This window comes from Ruegeria sp. E8 (assembly GCF_056533985.1).
Genome location: NZ_JBQFOY010000020.1, coordinates 31,902 through 49,428 on the forward strand (window position 1 = coordinate 31,902; position 17,527 = coordinate 49,428).

General features: G+C 58.6%; 17 protein-coding genes and 1 pseudogene. 12 read left to right on the forward strand and 6 right to left on the reverse strand.

Annotated features, from left to right (window positions below):
- Positions 1-2 precede the first annotated feature (2 nt).
- Complete coding sequence (locus tag ACR0LF_RS19700; protein WP_480582905.1) at positions 3-1,421, reverse strand: dihydrolipoyl dehydrogenase family protein; 1,419 nt, start codon at positions 1,419-1,421, stop codon at positions 3-5.
- Positions 1,422-1,424: 3 nt separating this feature from the next.
- The gene (locus ACR0LF_RS19705; RefSeq protein WP_480582908.1) at positions 1,425-2,156 is read right to left on the reverse strand and encodes a TVP38/TMEM64 family protein; all 732 of its coding nucleotides are present in this window, start codon (positions 2,154-2,156) and stop codon (positions 1,425-1,427) included.
- 296 nt (positions 2,157-2,452) lie between these two features.
- Here ACR0LF_RS19705 and rpmH point away from each other — a divergent pair, with 296 nt between their 5' ends.
- The 12 genes and pseudogenes from rpmH to ACR0LF_RS19765 all read left to right on the forward strand — a co-directional run bounded on the left by rpmH (position 2,453) and on the right by ACR0LF_RS19765 (position 12,962).
- Positions 2,453-2,587, forward strand: a complete 135-nt coding sequence (gene rpmH, locus ACR0LF_RS19710; protein ID WP_005980833.1) for a 50S ribosomal protein L34 — start codon at positions 2,453-2,455, stop codon at positions 2,585-2,587.
- A gap of 26 nt (positions 2,588-2,613) precedes the next feature.
- Positions 2,614-3,040: pseudogene (gene rnpA, locus ACR0LF_RS19715) on the forward strand (ribonuclease P protein component).
- Positions 3,037-3,279, forward strand: a complete 243-nt coding sequence (yidD, locus tag ACR0LF_RS19720) for a membrane protein insertion efficiency factor YidD (protein WP_480582910.1) — start codon at positions 3,037-3,039, stop codon at positions 3,277-3,279. The pseudogene rnpA and the gene yidD overlap by 4 nt, the downstream one beginning before the upstream one ends.
- Before the next feature lie 67 nt (positions 3,280-3,346).
- Complete coding sequence (locus ACR0LF_RS19725) at positions 3,347-4,963, forward strand: acyl-CoA dehydrogenase family protein (RefSeq protein WP_480582912.1); 1,617 nt, start codon at positions 3,347-3,349, stop codon at positions 4,961-4,963.
- Positions 4,964-5,007: 44 nt separating this feature from the next.
- A complete protein-coding gene (gene ttcA, locus ACR0LF_RS19730) occupies positions 5,008-5,901 on the forward strand; it encodes a tRNA 2-thiocytidine(32) synthetase TtcA (protein ID WP_480582915.1) in 894 nt (297 codons plus the stop codon).
- 61 nt (positions 5,902-5,962) lie between these two features.
- The gene (locus tag ACR0LF_RS19735) at positions 5,963-7,495 is read left to right on the forward strand and encodes a putative bifunctional diguanylate cyclase/phosphodiesterase (protein WP_480582918.1); all 1,533 of its coding nucleotides are present in this window, start codon (positions 5,963-5,965) and stop codon (positions 7,493-7,495) included.
- Between the two features lie 126 nt (positions 7,496-7,621).
- The gene (gene yidC, locus ACR0LF_RS19740; protein WP_480582920.1) at positions 7,622-9,451 is read left to right on the forward strand and encodes a membrane protein insertase YidC; all 1,830 of its coding nucleotides are present in this window, start codon (positions 7,622-7,624) and stop codon (positions 9,449-9,451) included.
- Positions 9,448-10,185, forward strand: coding sequence for an MOSC domain-containing protein (locus ACR0LF_RS19745; RefSeq protein WP_480582923.1), 738 nt, complete (start codon positions 9,448-9,450; stop codon positions 10,183-10,185). The genes yidC and ACR0LF_RS19745 overlap by 4 nt, the downstream gene beginning before the upstream one ends.
- Positions 10,182-10,835, forward strand: coding sequence for a ribosome biogenesis GTP-binding protein YihA/YsxC (gene yihA / locus ACR0LF_RS19750; protein WP_480582926.1), 654 nt, complete (start codon positions 10,182-10,184; stop codon positions 10,833-10,835). The genes ACR0LF_RS19745 and yihA overlap by 4 nt, the downstream gene beginning before the upstream one ends.
- A gap of 60 nt (positions 10,836-10,895) precedes the next feature.
- Entirely contained in the window at positions 10,896-11,759 is an 864-nt protein-coding gene (gene argB / locus ACR0LF_RS19755; protein WP_480582928.1) for an acetylglutamate kinase, read from the forward strand.
- Positions 11,760-11,781: 22 nt separating this feature from the next.
- Positions 11,782-12,468: a ferredoxin gene (locus ACR0LF_RS19760; RefSeq protein WP_480582931.1), complete on the forward strand. Its 687-nt coding sequence runs from the start codon at positions 11,782-11,784 to the stop codon at positions 12,466-12,468.
- Positions 12,465-12,962 (forward strand): SixA phosphatase family protein, encoded by a 498-nt coding sequence (locus ACR0LF_RS19765; protein WP_480582934.1) that lies wholly within the window; start codon positions 12,465-12,467, stop codon positions 12,960-12,962. Before ACR0LF_RS19760 ends, ACR0LF_RS19765 begins: the two co-directional genes overlap by 4 nt.
- A 45-nt stretch (positions 12,963-13,007) precedes the next feature.
- Here the strand turns inward: ACR0LF_RS19765 and ACR0LF_RS19770 are convergent, their stop codons facing one another.
- The 4 genes from ACR0LF_RS19770 to ACR0LF_RS19785 form a co-directional block, all read right to left on the reverse strand.
- A complete protein-coding gene (locus tag ACR0LF_RS19770; protein ID WP_480582937.1) occupies positions 13,008-13,799 on the reverse strand; it encodes an amino acid ABC transporter ATP-binding protein in 792 nt (263 codons plus the stop codon).
- Positions 13,800-13,811: 12 nt separating this feature from the next.
- A complete protein-coding gene (locus ACR0LF_RS19775) occupies positions 13,812-15,110 on the reverse strand; it encodes an amino acid ABC transporter permease (RefSeq protein ID WP_480582940.1) in 1,299 nt (432 codons plus the stop codon).
- Between the two features lie 3 nt (positions 15,111-15,113).
- Positions 15,114-16,346: an amino acid ABC transporter permease gene (locus tag ACR0LF_RS19780; RefSeq protein WP_480582942.1), complete on the reverse strand. Its 1,233-nt coding sequence runs from the start codon at positions 16,344-16,346 to the stop codon at positions 15,114-15,116.
- A 126-nt stretch (positions 16,347-16,472) separates the two neighbouring features.
- Positions 16,473-17,492 (reverse strand): amino acid ABC transporter substrate-binding protein, encoded by a 1,020-nt coding sequence (locus ACR0LF_RS19785; RefSeq protein WP_480582945.1) that lies wholly within the window; start codon positions 17,490-17,492, stop codon positions 16,473-16,475.
- Between the last annotated feature and the right edge of the window lie 35 nt (positions 17,493-17,527).

The following is a 17,527-nucleotide window of genomic DNA, read 5'->3' on the forward strand; positions in this document are numbered from 1 at the left end:
GGTCAGGGCATCCAGCGCTGGACGAACCCGACCACTCGTTTAACTGTCTGATTCTCAAACAGCCTTGGCGAGAAATAGGCACCCGCCACGCGTTTGTTAAGCTCTCCAATCGTCGGATAGGGCGAAACCATTGCAGCGATCTGCCCCATCTTCAGGTTATTGGCCAAGGCCAGCGACCACAAGTTGATCAATTCGCCCGCCTGATGCCCCACGATTGTAGCGCCGACCGGTCGGCCTTTTACGACCATGACTTTGATGAAGCCTCTCGTCTTGCGCTCGGAAATGGCGCGGTCGTTGTGATGATAGTCAAAGCGCGCGATCTCGACCCTGTCGCCATGTTGCGCGCGTGCCTGCGCCTCGGTCTGGCCAACCTGCGCCAATTCAGGGTCCGTATAAGTGGCCCATGGGATATGCGCCGTCTTCGCCTTTGATGGCAGGCCGAACAAGGCCGAGCGGATGATGATCCCTGCGTGATAGCCCGCGACATGAGTGAATTGCATCCCGCCTGCAACATCCCCGATGGCATAGACCTTGCGGTTGGTGGTGCGCAGCGCCTCGTCGACCTTTATCCCGGTTCGGGTGGGTTCGATCCCGGCGGCAGCGAGATTCAGGCGGTCGGTATTGGCTTTGCGCCCTGCTGCCAGCAACAGGTGCGAGCCGGTGAAAATCTCACCATTCTCGGTCACGACCTCGACCAAGCCATTGTTGTTGCGAATCTGTGCCACCATGGCTTTTTCATGAATGGCCACGCCCTCGGTCCGCAGCGTGTCCAACACGATCTCGGCCGCTTCGGGATCGTCTTTCCCCAATGCCTGCATGCCCTCGATCACCGTGACTTCGCAGCCCAGACGGATATGGGCTTGCGCCATCTCCATCCCGATGGGGCCGCCGCCGATGATCAGCAGGTGCTCGGGCTTGTCGCGCAGGTCAAATATCGTCTCGTTGGTGAAGAAAGGCACCTGATCCAGCCCCGGGATCGGCGGCACCAGCGGCGACGAACCGGTCGCGATCACCACGCGCCGCGCAGTGATCAGGCGATCGCCCGCCTGCACCTGAGTCGGAGAGACAAAGCTGCCGTATTCTCGGATAACCTTGACGCCGAAGCCTTCGAACCGTTCCTGACTGTCCATAGGCTCAATCTGGGCGATGACGTCGTGTACGTGACCCTTTACAGCGACATAATCCACCTGCGGTACGACATTCGCCACGCCCAACGCCGACGCATGTGCCTGCCCGTACGCTGCCTTGCCGCTGGCGATCAGCGCTTTGGACGGAACACAGCCGAAATTCAGGCAGTCGCCGCCCATCTTGTGCCCTTCCAGCAAGATGACATCGGCCCCCATTTGGCTGGCCCCGGCCGCGACGGACAGGCCGCCTGACCCGGCTCCGATCACCAGGATATCGGTTTTCAGCTCTTGCATGTATCAGTCGTCCTTTCGACCACGCAGGGATTTGATGATAATCGGCAAAGCGGCCAAGACGCACAGGCCGATGATGGGGCCGATCACAAAGGGTTCCCACAGCAGCGAGACATCCGGCGTCTCGCCCCGGTCGAACACGCCGCCCAAGCCCACACCGATCCAGGTATAGACGATGCCGCCGGGAATGATGCCCAGCGACGTCGTGATCAGGAAATTGCGGAATTTCACTCCCACCAGCGCCGGCACCAGATTGGCCACAAAGAACGGTACGACAGGAACAAGACGCAACAGGAAGAGAACCGAGATTTCGTTCTCACGCAGCCCGTCTTTGAGTTTTTTGACGGTGCCTTCGGATGATTCCAGCTTTGCGGTCAAAGACTGACCCAACCCCCAGCGCGCCGCCAGAAAGATCGCCGACGCACCGATGGTTGCCGCGAACACGTTGAACACGGTTCCGGCGAACAGGCCAAAGAGAAACCCGCCGGTCATGGACGCCACCGCCGCACCCGGCAACGAAAACGCGACGATGACAATGTAGATGCCCACAAAAGCTGTCGCCATCGCCCAATAGTTGGCATCACGCCAGGCCAACAACGCCTCGCGGTTGTCGCGCAACGTCTCGAAAGTCAGGTAATTGCCCAAGGTGAAGAACCCCACCGCAGCGACGGCGAGAATCACCAGTAAAGGAATATGGCGCGCAAGCCCGCTACGCGGGGCCTGTGTCGTATCGCTCATGAAGCTGTCCGGTTTTGTACGTTTCATTCTTCATGTAACATGCGCCGACAGGGACGCCGGCAACAGGGGCCTCACGCTGCGTTGATGAGTATAGCAGGGAATGTGAGGGTTTGGGGCGGCTGACCCGGATTTTTGAAACCTTTGGCCCCTCTGGATTACAGAATTGTTGCAAAAGGCGCGAAAACCCCCACCTAGGGGTTTGACTTAACCCCCGCTACCCAGTAGAGGACGGGCTTCGAACACTAGGGCCAGGCGAATCCGCGCCGCACCCCACCGCATAGATTGGAGACGGAGCGATGAAACGCACCTATCAGCCTTCGAACCTGGTTCGCAAACGCCGCCACGGTTTCCGCGCGCGCATGGCCACCAAGGCCGGCCGCAAAATCCTGAACGCGCGCCGCGCACGTGGCCGCAAGTCGCTGAGCGCGTAAACCGCTCGACCTGTCAGGTTATGAACATGACGCCGCCGGAGGCCCCTCGTGGATGGTAAGAACCAGCCCGTGGAAACGCCCCCGGCGGCGTCCGTTTGCGCGCCTGAAACCCTGAGCATTCTCAAGAAACGTTCCGACTTTCTGAAAGCGGCCCGCGCGCGCAGGCAAGGAACGTCTTCGATGATGGTGCAGGCCCGTAAACGCGCCGCAGACGAAGCCCAAGGGATTCGCGTGGGCTTTACCTGCTCCAAGAAAGTCGGCAATGCCGTCGCTCGTAATCGCGCCAAGCGCCGTCTGCGCGAAGCCGCGCGCGCCGTTTTGCCTGTATCCGGCCGCGATGGATGGGATTACGTGCTGATCGGACGCGCCGAGGTCACAGCCAACCGCCCCTATGACGCATTGTTGGACGACTTGCGCTATGCGCTTCGCAAGGTGCATGCTTCGGGCAAATGACCCTTCTGTCCCATATCGTCGCCCTGCCCGTTCGGGCGTATCGGCTGATCTTCAGCCCCTGGGTTGGTTTTAACTGCCGCTATCAGCCCACATGCTCAGCCTACGCGCTTGAAGCACTTGAGAAACACGGGGCCATCAAAGGATCCTATCTGGCCGCGCACCGAATTTGCCGGTGCCACCCCTGGGGCGGCGATGGGTATGATCCGGTACCCGATTGCAAGCATAACGACCCCTCCTGACCCCTCGTCAGACTTGACCGGTACGCGGCGCGCCTGAACAGTTGGACCAGTTCAACCCGAGGTTCAGATGACATCCCCAGCGCGCCGCTCCTTGCCGACCCACGACGTCCTGAATCAACCACCCGTGCGTGGTGACATCGACCTTTGGTCGTCCGACCCGGTCCTGCAAAACGTGGTGAACATGGCGAGTGGGCGTGCTGCGGAACTGGCCGCCTATGGTAAAACGCTTGGAACCGAAGAAGTGCGCGAGTTTGGACGCGAAGCCAACCGGCACCCGCCCGAGCTTCGTCTGTTCGATCAGGGCGGCAGGCGTTTGGACGAGGTGCGGTTTCACCCGGCCTATCACCGGATGATGCAGATCAGCCAATCCGCCGGTTACGCCGCCCTGGCTTGGGATGGGCGGCCCGGCGGTCATGCAACCCACGCGGCGATGGTCTATTTGGCCGGGCAGATTGAGCCCGGCCATTGTTGCCCAATGACGATGACCTACGCGGCAATCCCGGCGCTCGCAACCGATGACCAGATTGCATCCCTCTGGCAGCCGAAACTCACGGCCCGCACCTACGACCCTTCGATAAAGCCCATCGCACAAAAGGCCAGCGCAACGCTGGGTATGGCCATGACCGAGAAACAGGGCGGCTCGGATGTACGCGCCAACACCACCATCGCGACCCGCGACGGCGATCACTGGCGTCTGCGCGGGCACAAATGGTTCTGTTCCGCCCCTATGTCCGATGGGTTCCTGACCTTGGCACAAGCCCCCGGCGGATTAACCTGTTTTCTGGTGCCCCGCTGGCTTGAGGGCGAGCGCAATGCGATCCACCTGATGCGCCTGAAAAACAAGCTGGGCAACACATCCAACGCCTCATCCGAAATCGAATATCACGACGCACTTGCGTATCAGTTGGGGGAGGAGGGCGCGGGCGTGCGCACCATTCTGGAGATGGTGCATCATACGAGACTCGACACCGCCATGGCTCCGGCGGGCCTGATGCGTGCCGCGCTGAACGAATCGCATCACTGGGTGACACATCGCAGTGCCTTTCAACGCCGTTTGATCGACCAACCCCTGATGCGCGCCGTACTGGCTGATCTTGTACTGGATTGGGAAGGCGCATTGACTTTAGGGATGCGCGTTGCGCAGGCATTTGACGGGCACACGCCGGAAGACAAAGCCTTTGCCCGCATCAGTGTCGCATTGGCCAAATTCCTGAACAACAAACGCTGCCCTGTCGTCGTGGTCGAAGCGATGGAGGTGCTGGGCGGCATGGGGTATGTCGAAGACACGCCCCTGCCCCTGATCTATCGCGAAGCACCGCTGAACAGTATCTGGGAAGGGTCAGGCAATGTGATCTGCCTCGACATCCTGCGCACTTTGGCGCGCGACCCGTTGGCAGCTGATGTGCTGAAGGCGGAACTGGACGCCGCGACAGGCGCAGACAGGGGATATGACGCGGCATTGACCGCGCATCGAAATCGTTGGCCCGGCCTGCCGCCCGAGGCTGAGGCGCGGTGGTATGCGGAACGTACCGCATTACTGCTGACGGCGGCGCAACTGCTACGTCACGCACCCGGCGCAGTCGCAGACGGCTTCATCGGGACACGCCTGACCGGCGACAGCGGGCGCATCCCCGGATCGGTCGCCGGGCTGGACGTGGATGCCGTGCTGGCCCGTCTTGGCTGACCCGCGCCCTTGCCCGGTTGCGCCAACTGCTGTAGGGGCTGCGCATGTTTGACGAAGCTGACGATATCCACCCGCTCTTTGCCGGCGCGCCCTCGACCACCGAGTTCAAGAAGCTGCGCAAACGCATCGTGCGCCAGACCCGCGAAGCCATCGAGCAATTCGGGATGGTGGACCCGTCTGCCCACGACAAAGATGGTAAGCCACCTCGCTGGCTGGTCTGCCTTTCGGGGGGCAAGGACAGCTATACGCTGCTGGCGGTTCTCTACGAACTCAAATGGCGCGGCTTGCTGCCTGTTGATCTGCTGGCCTGCAATCTGGATCAGGGTCAGCCCGGCTTTCCGGCCACGGTCCTGCCCGAGTTTCTGGATCGGATGGGTGTACCGCACCGGATCGAATATCAGGACACCTATTCCGTTGTGATGGACAAGGTCCCGCGGGGCCGCACCTATTGCGCCCTGTGTTCACGCCTGCGCCGCGGCAACCTGTATCGTATCGCGCGGGAAGAGGGGTGTTCCGCCGTCGTGCTGGGCCATCACCGCGACGATATTCTTGAGACCTTCTTCATGAACCTCTTCCACGGTGGTCGTCTGGCCACCATGCCACCGAAGCTGGTGAATGAAGAGGGCGATCTGTTCGTCTTCCGCCCGCTTGCCCATGTCGCAGAAGCCGATTGCGAAAAATTCGCCAACGCCATGCAATATCCGATCATCCCCTGCGATCTGTGCGGCAGTCAGGACGGGCTGCAGCGGCAACAGGTCAAACAGATTCTCGATCAATGGGAAAAGAACAGTCCGGGTCGGCGGCAGGTCATGTTCCGTGCGTTAACCAATGCGCGCCCTTCGCATCTTCTGGACACGAAACTCTTTGATTTCATTAAACTTTCATTAAATCCAGACGAAAAATCCGAAAATTCAGCGGAAATTCCGCTGTTGCGTTAACGACTGACTCAGACTGGTTTCCTAGGGTTGATGGGCAATTAGTGCCCAAGGCCAGAACCCGATGTGGAACCAACTCTCTGTCGACCGTTTTATTCAATTCTTGAAAACCGTTGTTAACGGCCCTGCCGTGCTGGCGTTTGGTCCGGCACTAAGCTTGGGTGCGTTCTGGATCGGTGGCGAACGCGCATTGATCGCAATGGCACTTGGTTTGCCGTTGCTGCTCGCAGGTATCGGCGCAATTGTACCTACCCCGACAAGCCAGAAAAAACGACAGGGTGGCCTGTTGTCGAAGGGCCGGTTCGACGAGTGTTTGGCAGAAGTTTTCGCCGAAAGCCGCCGCAAGGGTGAAACGTCGGCCTGTTTCGCTGTGATCTTGGATGACTATGCGCAATTGCTCGACCTGCACGGCCAGGCGGCCGCAAACCACGTGGCCCAACAATTCTGTTCCCGTGTCATGTCCATGATCCGTACGAACGATAGTGCAACCTGGCTCGATGAGAACAAGATGATGGTTGTTCTTCACCCCGCAAGGCAGCTTGATCTGGAAGCCTGCATTCAGATGTCGGGCCGTATGCAATCCGCCGTCGAAGACCCCATCATGCTGAACGGAACCGGCGTCTACATGTCCTGCTCTATCGGTTTTTGCCTCAGCAGCAATGTCCCGGATGGTTCCGCGACGGACTGGTGCGAAGCTGCAAACAGCGCTCTGCTTGAGGCGCGGCAAAACGGGCCTTCGACGATTCGTGCCTTTTCATCCGGAACACGTCGTCGGGCGCTCGTCAGAACCAATCTGCGCAAGGAGTTTGACGCAGCATTGGACAGCGGTGAAATTCGTCCCTGGTTTCAACCTCAGATTTCGACAGACACTGGCCGTGTGTCCGGCTTCGAGGCATTGGCTCGATGGGAACATCCAAAAAAAGGAGTATTGGCCCCCAATGTCTTCCTGCCCTTCGCCGAACAGGCCGAACTTATGGGGCGGCTGGGGCAAGCCATTCGGCATCACGCCTTTGCCGCAATGCGCGATTGGGACCAAGCCGGTTTGTCCGTGCCACGTATCGGCATCAACTTTTCTTCGGACGAGTTGCGCGACCCGGGCCTGATCGACCGCTTGAAATGGGAACTGGATCAATTCGACCTGACACCCGATAGGCTGGCGGTCGAGGTACTGGAAACCGTGTTCTCCAGAGGGCCGGATGACGTGATCACGCGCAATGTCACGGGTATGGCTGCGATGGGATGTTGTATTGATCTGGATGACTTCGGCACCGGTCATGCCTCGATCGCGTCCATCAAGCGGTTCAACGTGTCCCGCATCAAGATCGACCGCTCGTTTGTGACCAGGGCGGATCAGGACCCAAGCCAGCAGCAACTGGCCAGCGCAATTCTGACCATGGCAGAACGGCTGCATCTCGAAACACTGGCTGAAGGCGTCGAAACCCCAGGCGAACATGCATTGATGGCCCAGCTGGGCTGTGGCCACGTTCAGGGATTTGGCATCGGCAAGCCGATGCCCTTCGAAAAAACCGCAGACTGGATTACATCCTACCGCAACAAGATCGACAGAATACCCAAAATCGGACGACAAACGGGCTAAAGAACCGGATTAAGCGCCGCAGAAGACCAATCCGTGATGAAATGACGAGCGATTCCACTTGACCTTTGGGCCTGCACTCTGTTGAACCCAGCGGGTGTCTTTCACTGCTCAAGGTGGCTGTCCCAGATGGACGATCAGAATAAGAATCTCATCCTCGCAACCGCGCTCAGCTTTCTCGTGATCCTGGTCTGGTTCGTGCTGTTTCCGCCTCCGGAACCAACACCGACCACAGAGCAGGCTGAAATTGCCAGCGTCGAAGGCAACGAGGTTCAGACGCCCAGCGCCGCTGACACCGGCACAGTCGGTGAAACAACCACAGCCGCCACCGAAGCTGAGCCCGAAGCCGAAGCACCCCGCGTCAACATCGACACGCCCCGTCTGACCGGCAGCCTGTCGCTTGCTGGTGGCCGAATTGATGAGCTGTCGCTGAAAGACTACAAGGTTTCGCTGGCCGAGGATTCTCCGATCGTCGAGCTTCTGTCACCGGTCGGAAGCGAATCCGCCTATTACGCCCTCTATGGCTGGGCCCCCGGCGCAGGCGTATCGGGCTCGGATGTTCCCGGCCCCAACACCCTCTGGACGCTTGAGCAGGGCGAAACCCTGAGTGTTGACACGCCGGTGACGCTGGCCTGGGACAACGGCAACGGCCTGACCTTCCGCCGCACCATCGCTGTGGACGAGAATTATATGTTCACCGTGACCCAATCGGTCGAGAACGCCACCGAAACCGAGGTTGGAATGGCCCCTTACGGCATTCTGGCGCGACATGGCATCGGCGAAGATGGCGATCTGCCGGATCTGAAGAACTTTTTCATTCTTCATGAAGGTGTGATGGTCATGGCCGATGGCGTTCTGGACGAAATCGACTATGGCGATGTACGCGACTTCGACATTGACCCCAACGAACGTGCGCAGGCAGAGGTCTTTCAGGTCAAGGAAGGCGGCTGGATCGGCTTCACCGATCACTATTGGATGACCACCCTGATCCCGGCAGAAGGTGCCGCTTTCAAAGCCGCTGCCAAATACGACGCGCGTCGCAAAATCTACCAGACAGAAACCGTTCTGCCGACCCTGACAGTCGCGCCCGGCACTGCGGAAGAGGTCACAACCCAGCTGTTCGCCGGTGCCAAGGAATGGGAAACCATTCGTGAGTATCAAGCCGAAGGCGTTCAGAAATTCATCGACAGCATCGACTGGGGTTGGTTTTACTTCCTGACCAAACCGATCTTCTGGCTTCTGCACAACATCAACGCACTGATCGGCAACATGGGCTGGTCTATTATCGGCCTGACGCTGATCATCAAGGCAATCCTATTCCCGCTGGCGTTCAAATCCTACGTCTCTATGGCGAAGATGAAGGAGTTGCAGCCGCAAATGGAAGCCTTGAAAGAGGCCGCAGGCGACGACCGCCAGAAGATGCAGCAGGGCATGATGGAACTGTACAAGAAGGAAAAGGTGAACCCCGCCGCGGGCTGTCTGCCGATCCTGCTGCAGATTCCGATCTTCTTCTCGCTGTACAAAGTGATCTTCGTCACCATCGAACTGCGTCAGGCCCCATGGTTCGGCCCGTTCCAGGACCTGAGTGCGCCGGATCCGACCTCGATCTTCAACTTTTTTGGCTTGCTGCCCTGGGCCGCACCTGCACCCGAAAGCCTGATGGCGTTGATCTTCATCGGCATTCTGCCACTGCTTTTGGGTATCTCGATGTGGTTACAGCAGAAGCTGAACCCGGCACCAACCGATGCTACGCAGGCGATGATCTTCGCCTGGATGCCATGGGTCTTCATGTTCATGCTGGGCGGATTCGCCAGTGGTCTGGTCGTGTACTGGATCGCGAACAACACGATCACGTTCACGCAGCAATATCTGATCATGCGCAGCCAGGGCTACAAGCCTGATGTATTCGGCAACATCAAATCCGGCTTCAAGCGGACGCCAAAGACGGACAACAAATGAGCGGAACGGTCTCAGGCCTTTGGCGCCACCCGATCAAAAGCCATGGGCGTGAAGCCCTGACCCAAGTCACAGTCATCCCCGGGCAGACCATGCCCGGGGATCGCGTTTGGGCGGTTGCTCATGAAGCGGCGAAAACCGATGGTTCGGACTGGGCCCCCTGTTCGAACTTCAGCCGTGCGGCAAAAGCACCCAAACTGGCGGCAATCTCGGCAGAGATGCTGGGGGACAGAGTGACCTTGCGCCACCCCGAACGAGCGGATCTGAGTTTTCAGCCCGACACCGAGCAAGACGTCTTTCTGGATTGGGTGAAGCCGCTTATGCCCGCAGACCGCGCCGCATCGGCCCGGATTGTCCGGGTGCCGGGGCGGGGCATGACCGACAGTGACTTTCCGTCGGTCAGCCTGTGCAACATGGCTTCGCACCGCGCGGTCGAACAGAAACTGGACCAGAAACTGTCCACCGTCAGATGGCGCGGGAATATCTGGTTCGAAGGTCTGCCTTTGTGGGAGGAGTTTGACTGGCTGGGTCGTGACGTTCGCGTTGGTGAAGCCGTGTTTAGAGTGCGCGAACGTATCACGCGCTGTATGGCTACCACCGCCAACCCCGAAACCGGCGAACGGGACGCGGACACCTTGCGCGCTCTGAGCAGCTGGGACCATCAGGATTTCGGCGTCTATGCTGAAGTTCTACAAGGCGGTGAGATCCGACTGAACGATGAGGTGCAGGTGCTATGACAACGCTTCCCTTCCCACTGACCGAAGAGCCGGACGAATTCGCCAAGGAACGCGGACGCAAGCTGTTTGCGGGCCCGTCCGAGTTTGTCAAAGGCGTTGTCGCAATGAACGGCCTACCTGCCCCTGACCGGCTTGAAGTTTGCTTCGCCGGGCGCTCGAATGTTGGCAAATCCAGCCTGATCAACGCTTTGACCGGCACGAAAGGCCTGGCTCGCGCCTCCAACACCCCCGGTCGCACGCAAGAGATCAACTTTTTCACCCAAGGCCCCGAGCTATATCTCGTGGACCTGCCGGGCTATGGCTATGCAAACGCCCCGGTGAAAGTGGTCGAGAAATGGCAGAAGCTGCTGAAACAATACCTCAGCGGTCGCCAGACCTTGCGCCGTGCCTTTGTCCTGATCGACTCGCGACACGGCGTGAAACCGGTCGATGCCGAAATCATGAAGCTTCTGGATACCAGTGCCGTGACCTTTCAGTGCGTTTTGACCAAGGCAGATAAGGTAAAGACCAAGGACCGTGAGAAGGTGCTGGAACAGACCCGTGCGGCCCTGTCCAAACATCCCGCGGCATTCCCGGAAATCGTGCTGACCTCATCCGAAAAGGGCGACGGAATCGCGACCCTACGGTCCATCATTGCGCATCTGGAATAGCTTCGCCCTTGGCAGCGCCGTGCAAAGGTCCTAACACGGTTTTCCAGAGGGACTATAGCCATGAAGACACGAGATATGAACCGGGACTGGATCGCCACCGCAGCCACACTCAACAGTGCATTGCCTTATCTGCAGCGCTATGACGGGGCTATCGTCGTTATCAAGCTGGGCGGGCACGCCATGGGCAGCGACGAAGCGATGGAGAGCTTTGCCCGTGACGTGGTTCTAATGCGCCAGGTGGGTGTGAACCCTGTGGTTGTGCATGGCGGCGGCCCGATGATCAATGCGATGCTGGGCAAGCTTGATATCCAGTCCGACTTCGTGAACGGCAAGCGTGTGACCGACAAGGCGACTGTCGAAGTGGTCGAGATGGTTCTATCCGGGCTCGTCAACAAGCGCATCGTTCAGGCGATCAACGATCAGGGCGGCTCTGCAGTGGGCCTGTCTGGCAAGGATGCGAACCTGATGGTCTGCGACCAGACAGATGCATCGTTGGGCTTTGTTGGCACCCCCTCTGACATGAACCCTAAGATCTTGCATGACCTGTTCTCACATGACGTGATCCCGGTGATCGCTCCGCTAGGTGCGGGCCGAGACGGTGAGACATTCAACGTCAACGGTGATACAGCCGCCGGGGCCATTGCCTCGGCGCTCAAAGCTGACCGTCTGTTGCTGCTGACCGACGTCTCGGGTGTCAAGAACGCGGCGGGCGACGTCGTGACCGAACTGAAGGCGGGCCAGATCAGGGAGATGACCCGCGAAGGTACCATTGCCGGCGGCATGATCCCCAAAACCGAAACCGCGCTGGATGCCTTGCACAGTGGCGTACGTGCTGTTGTCATACTTGACGGGCGCGCACCGAATGCTGTGCTGTTGGAGCTGTTCACGGAACACGGGGCTGGGTCGCTGATACGACCAGACTGAACCCCGCACGAGAGGAGGAGACATGACACATCTTGCACGACCTTCCTCTGATCCCAGTGTTGCGAGATACGAACAGGTTGAGGACGCAGCCCGTCGGGCGGGATTGATCGTCATGGGCGCGCTGCATCCACGTCGTGCTGCAACCAAGCAGCTCGAGACTGGGACACTGATCCTGTTAGGGGCCGGCGCGGATTTCTGGCCCATCCTGAAAGCATCGCCGGAATGGCAAGAGCCCGACCCGGTAGACAGATGGTCGACACGGGTGGTCAGCAAGATGGCGCTAACGCTCGGCGCTCGGGCCTATTTCCCATTTGGGGGTCCCCCGTACACGCCATTCATTGACTGGGCGCTCAAATCAGGGCGTACGTTCAGCAGCCCGGTTGGCGCGCTGGTGCATGACACCGTTGGCATGATGATTTCGTATCGCGGCGCATTGCACTTTGCAGGAGAATTCGCCATCCCCGAAAACTCCGGCGTGTCACCTTGTGAAACCTGCGCCGCGCCTTGCACAACGACCTGCCCGGTCGGGGCGCTGAATGCGCAGGAATTCTATAACATCGCCGCTTGCCGCGATCACCTAAACACACCAGAAGGTCAGACCTGCATGACAGGTGGATGTTTGGCCCGCCTCGCCTGCCCGCTCAGCGCAGGCGCGCGGCGCGATCCCGAACAGTCGGCCCATCATATGAGGGCCTTTCACCCGTCATGACCCGTACACTGATCCTGACGCGCCACGCGAAATCCAGCTGGGATCATCCAGAGCTGGGCGATCATGAACGTCCGCTGAACAAGCGTGGACGCAGATCAGCCCCCGCTATTGCTGGGTGGTTGCGGGAAAACGGCTGGCTGCCCGATGAAGTGCTATGCTCGACTTCAACCCGCACCCGCGAAACCTGGGACCGGATGGGCTTTCAGGCCGAAAAGGTTCGTTTTCACAGAACGCTCTACCACGCTGATTCAGAAGACATGTTGCGAGAGCTTTCCGGAGCCACGGAACTAACTGTGTTGATGCTGGGCCACAATCCCGGAATCGCCGATTTCGCCAACCGCCTTGTGCAGCAGCCCCCGGACCACATGCGTTTTTTCGACTATCCGACCTGTGCCACAACAGTCATGACTTTTGACATAGACAATTGGGCCGAGGTCCAATGGCAATCCGGCACAGTGCTGGGGTTCACCATCCCGCGTGAGTTGATCGAATAGAAAAAGGCGGGGCATTACCCCGCCTTTTCTTTAATTGAGCAGGGATCAATGACCCAGAATCTGGCTGAGGAACAGCTTGGTCCGCTCGCTCTGCGGGTTGTTGAAGAACTCTTCCGGTTCGTTCTGTTCCACGATCTGACCGGCATCCATAAAGATCACGCGGTTGGCGACCTGACGGGCAAAGCCCATCTCGTGGGTCACGCACAGCATGGTCATGCCTTCCTCGGCCAGTTCGATCATGGTGTCGAGCACCTCTTTGATCATTTCCGGGTCAAGCGCCGAGGTCGGTTCATCGAACAACATGATCCGCGGCATCATGCAGAGCGAGCGGGCAATCGCCACACGCTGCTGCTGACCACCAGAGAGCATACCCGGATACTTGTCAGCCTGCTCCGGGATCTTCACCTTTTCCAGGAAATGCATCGCACGCTCTTCTGCCTCTTTCTTGGGCGTCTTGCGCACCCAAATCGGAGCCAGCGTGCAGTTTTCCAGAATGGTCAGGTGTGGGAACAGGTTGAAGTGCTGGAACACCATGCCAACCTCAGACCGGATCTTGTCGATGTTTTTCAGGTCATTGGACAACTCGATCCCGTCCACGACGATCTTGCCCTGCTGGTGTTCCTCCAGCGCGTTCAGGCAACGGATCAGGGTGGACTTACCCGAGCCCGACGGGCCTGCGATAACAATCCGCTCGCCCTGATTGACGGTCAGATTGATATCGCGCAGCACGTGGAACGATCCGTACCACTTGTTCATTCCATTGATTTCGATGGCGACTTCGTCGCTCACCTGCATCTTGGAGCGGTCGATTTCGCGGTCAATTGCAAGTTCAGACATGTGTTGAACTCCTTAACGATGATCTGTGGCAAGGCGACGCTCGAGCCACTGAGAATATTGAGAGATGCCGTAACAGACGACGAAGAACAGAAGCGCGGCAAAGCCCAGAAGCTCCCAATAGACGCCGTTCCATTCGGTCGACGCCAGAATTGGACCCCGGATCATGCCCACCAGATCGAACATCGAGATGACCGAAACCAGCGTGGTATCCTTGAACAGGCCAACGGCCACGTTCACGATACCAGGGATTGAGATCTTCAGAGCCTGCGGCAGAATGATCAGACGCATCGCCTGCGGGTAATCCAAACCAAGGCTATCTGCTGCCTCATACTGCCCGCGCGGAAGCGCTGCCAGACCGCCGCGGATCACCTCGGCGATATAGGCGGCAGAGAACATGGTGATCATGATCACAACGCGCAGGAACAGGTCGACCGTGCTGTCAGGCGGGAAGAAATAGGCCAGCATCACCGAAGCCACGAACAGCAGCGTGATCAGAGGCACGCCACGGATGAATTCGATGAAGATGACGCAGACCCACTTGATCAGCGGCATGTCTGACTGACGGCCCAGCGCCAAGGCAATGCCCAGCGGCACCGACAGCGACACACAGGTCACGCCCAGCATCATGTTCAGCATGAAGCCACCAAGGTCCCGGCTGGGAACAGCCGAAAGCCAGGCGTTTTCCGACGCACCTTCGGGGATCAGAGCCGCACCAACGTTCCACACGATCAGTGCAACGACGATGGCCCCGAAAAACCCGGCGGCAAAGCTGTTCTTGCCCAGTTTCTGGAATACGGCACCCGCAGCCACACAACCGACCAGAGCCACCAGTGGCGTAAGGATTGTGCCACCCCAGATCAGCCAGAAGGCAATAAACGGGTAAAGACCGGTAAAGATCAGCAGCTTGCGCGGCAGATCGAAGAACAGAACCGGAGCAATGGCAACCAGCATCAGCACAAACGCCAGGTTCGGACGCCAGTAGGCATCAGCGGGATATTTGAACCCATAGATCAGCTGCGGCCAGCGTTCGGTCAGGACCGCGAAACACGCCCCTGTCTTGCCCGCCAGGATCTCACGGCATTCCGCCAGCGAGTTTGCATTCCAAACCCCGTTCAGAATCCACGGCAACGTGTTTTTCAGCAGAAGGTAAATCAGGACCAGCGACAGAACCGTCAGGACGGTGTTTGTCACACCGGAAAACAGATTCTCACGCAGCCACTTCACCAAACCGGTTTGGTTGGCCGGTGGTGGCGACGGCGGGATTGTCCCTTCGGCCACGAAAGCGATCGGATTGGTTGTTTGATCGGCCATGGCTCAGCGCTCCTTCAACTTGACGGATGCGTTGTAGATGTTCATCCCCATCGAAATCAGCAGCGACGCGGTCAGGTAGAACAGCATCAGCAACAGAACGCATTCGATCGCGCGTCCAGTCTGGTTCAGCGTAATACCACCCAGGGTCGCAGTGATGTCCGCATAACCCACGGCAATCGCCAGTGACGAGTTCTTGGTGATGTTCAGATATTGCGAGATCAGCGGCGGGATGATCACCCGCAGCGCCTGAGGCAAAACCACGAGGTTCATGACGCGACCCGGACGCAGCCCCAACGCCGCGGCGGCCTCGGTTTGACCTTTCGAGATTGCCTGAATACCGGCGCGGACGTTTTCTGCAATGAACGCACCGGTATAAATCGACAACGCGAACCACAGTGCGATCAGAGGACCACCGACTTTGATGCCTCCGCTGAAGTTAAAGCCCTTCAGTTCCGGGATGTCCCAGGTCAGGCCCATCACCAGCATCAACACAACAAACGGACCAAACCAAACGGCCAGTTTCGGCATCAGGGTTTTTGGGCGAATGCCGGTTACTTCTTGCTTGTGCGTTGCCCGCTTGTCGATTTCACGCGCGACAAACCACGATCCGATCAAACCTGCGATTACCACAAGCCAATTGAGCAATGTGACGCTGAACAGGCCATGTGCGAACTCGGGGCGTGGGATATAGACACCACGGTTCGTGAACGCAAAGGCATCAAACAGCATGCTCGATGTCGCGTTTTCCCCGCGGAACGCACGCGGCCCCGGCAGTACTGCGGTCATGATGGTGAAGATGATGATGATCCAGATCAGAACCGGAATGTTCCGGAAGATCTCGACATATACGGCCATCAGTTTCGACACGAGCCAGTTGTTCGAAAGCCTCAGAACGCCTGCAATCACACCAAATACAGTGGCCGTAATACAGGCCAGAAAGGCGACAAGAAGCGTGTTGAGAATACCTACGACAGCGGCACGCCCGTGTGAGGACTGGCTGTCATATTCGATCAGACGCTGGTTGATGTCGTACCCAGCGGGATCGCTCAGAAACGAGTAGGAAATGTTCAGGCCTGCGGCCCGGAGGTTCTGGATCAGGTTGTTGCCAAGATACCAGATGGATAGCGCAATAACGATGGCCGCGATCACCTGAAACGTAAGAGAGCGATAGCGGGTATCGTTTATGAGCATCGACAACCGAAAATCAGCTTTCGGTGGGTCAGTCATAGTCGACATATTTTGGGATCCCCGTAGCTTGCGGGCTACTTTACTTCGGCGAGGTTGTCCCCGCTCTGCATCTGCCCGCAGCAGTTTATTAAAGAAGAGGGCGCAAGTTTCCTTGCGCCCTCATCCATCTATGCCTTAGCGGAACGGCGGCGAGTACAGTAGACCACCTTCAGTCCACTGACCGTTCAGGCCGCGTGCCAGACCAATTGGAGTTTCCTCGCCGATGTTCTTGGCAAATACTTCTCCATAGTTGCCGTCAGCCGCGATGGCTCGAGCGGCCCAATCGGCGTCCAGTCCCAGCATCTCACCCAGAGTGCCTTCTACGCCCAGCAGACGTTTGATTTCCGGGTTTGCCTCGGGATTACCTGCCATCTCTTCCAGGTTGGCCGAGGTGACGCCAAGTTCTTCCGCCGAGATCAGCGCGTTCAGAGTCCAGCGGACAACGTCGCCCCACTCGTGATCACCGTGACGGACCAACGGGCCCAGCGGCTCTTTCGAGATAATTTCGGGAAGAATTACGTGATCACCGGAGTTTTCGAACGTGGCGCGGGTTGCTGCCAGGCCTGATGCGTCAGTGGTGTAAACGTCACATGCGCCAGCCAGATACTGCTGCTGGCCTTCCGCGTTGGTTTCGACCGGAACCGGCTCATAGCTGATGTTGTTCGAGCGGAAGAAATCCGCCAGGTTCAATTCGGTCGTGGTGCCGGTCTGAACACAAACTGTTGCGCCGTCCAGTTCCTTGGCCGAGCTTACGCCCAGTGCCTTAGGGGCCAGAAAGCCCTGACCGTCGTAGTAGTTGATGCCCACAAACTCGAATTTCAGGTCGACATCGCGGCTGAAGGTCCAGGTGGTGTTACGGGCCAGCATATCGATCTCGCCCGACGCTAGCGCGGTAAAGCGGGTTTTGCCGGTGGTGGGAACGAACTCAACCGCGTTCGCATCGCCCAGAACAGCTGCTGCAACAGCACGGCACAGCGAAACGTCAAAGCCTTTCCACTCACCATTTGCATCGGGTGCGGCGAAGCCGACCAGACCAGTGGTCACACCGCAGTTCAGTATACCGCGCGCCTTTACGTCGTCTACAGTACCTGCCACGGCTGCGCCTGCGGCCAGGCCGGCAACTGTTGCCGCGCCCAAGATTACGGATTTTTTCATTTTTACCTCTTCCTGATTTTCCGTCCCGTATGGAA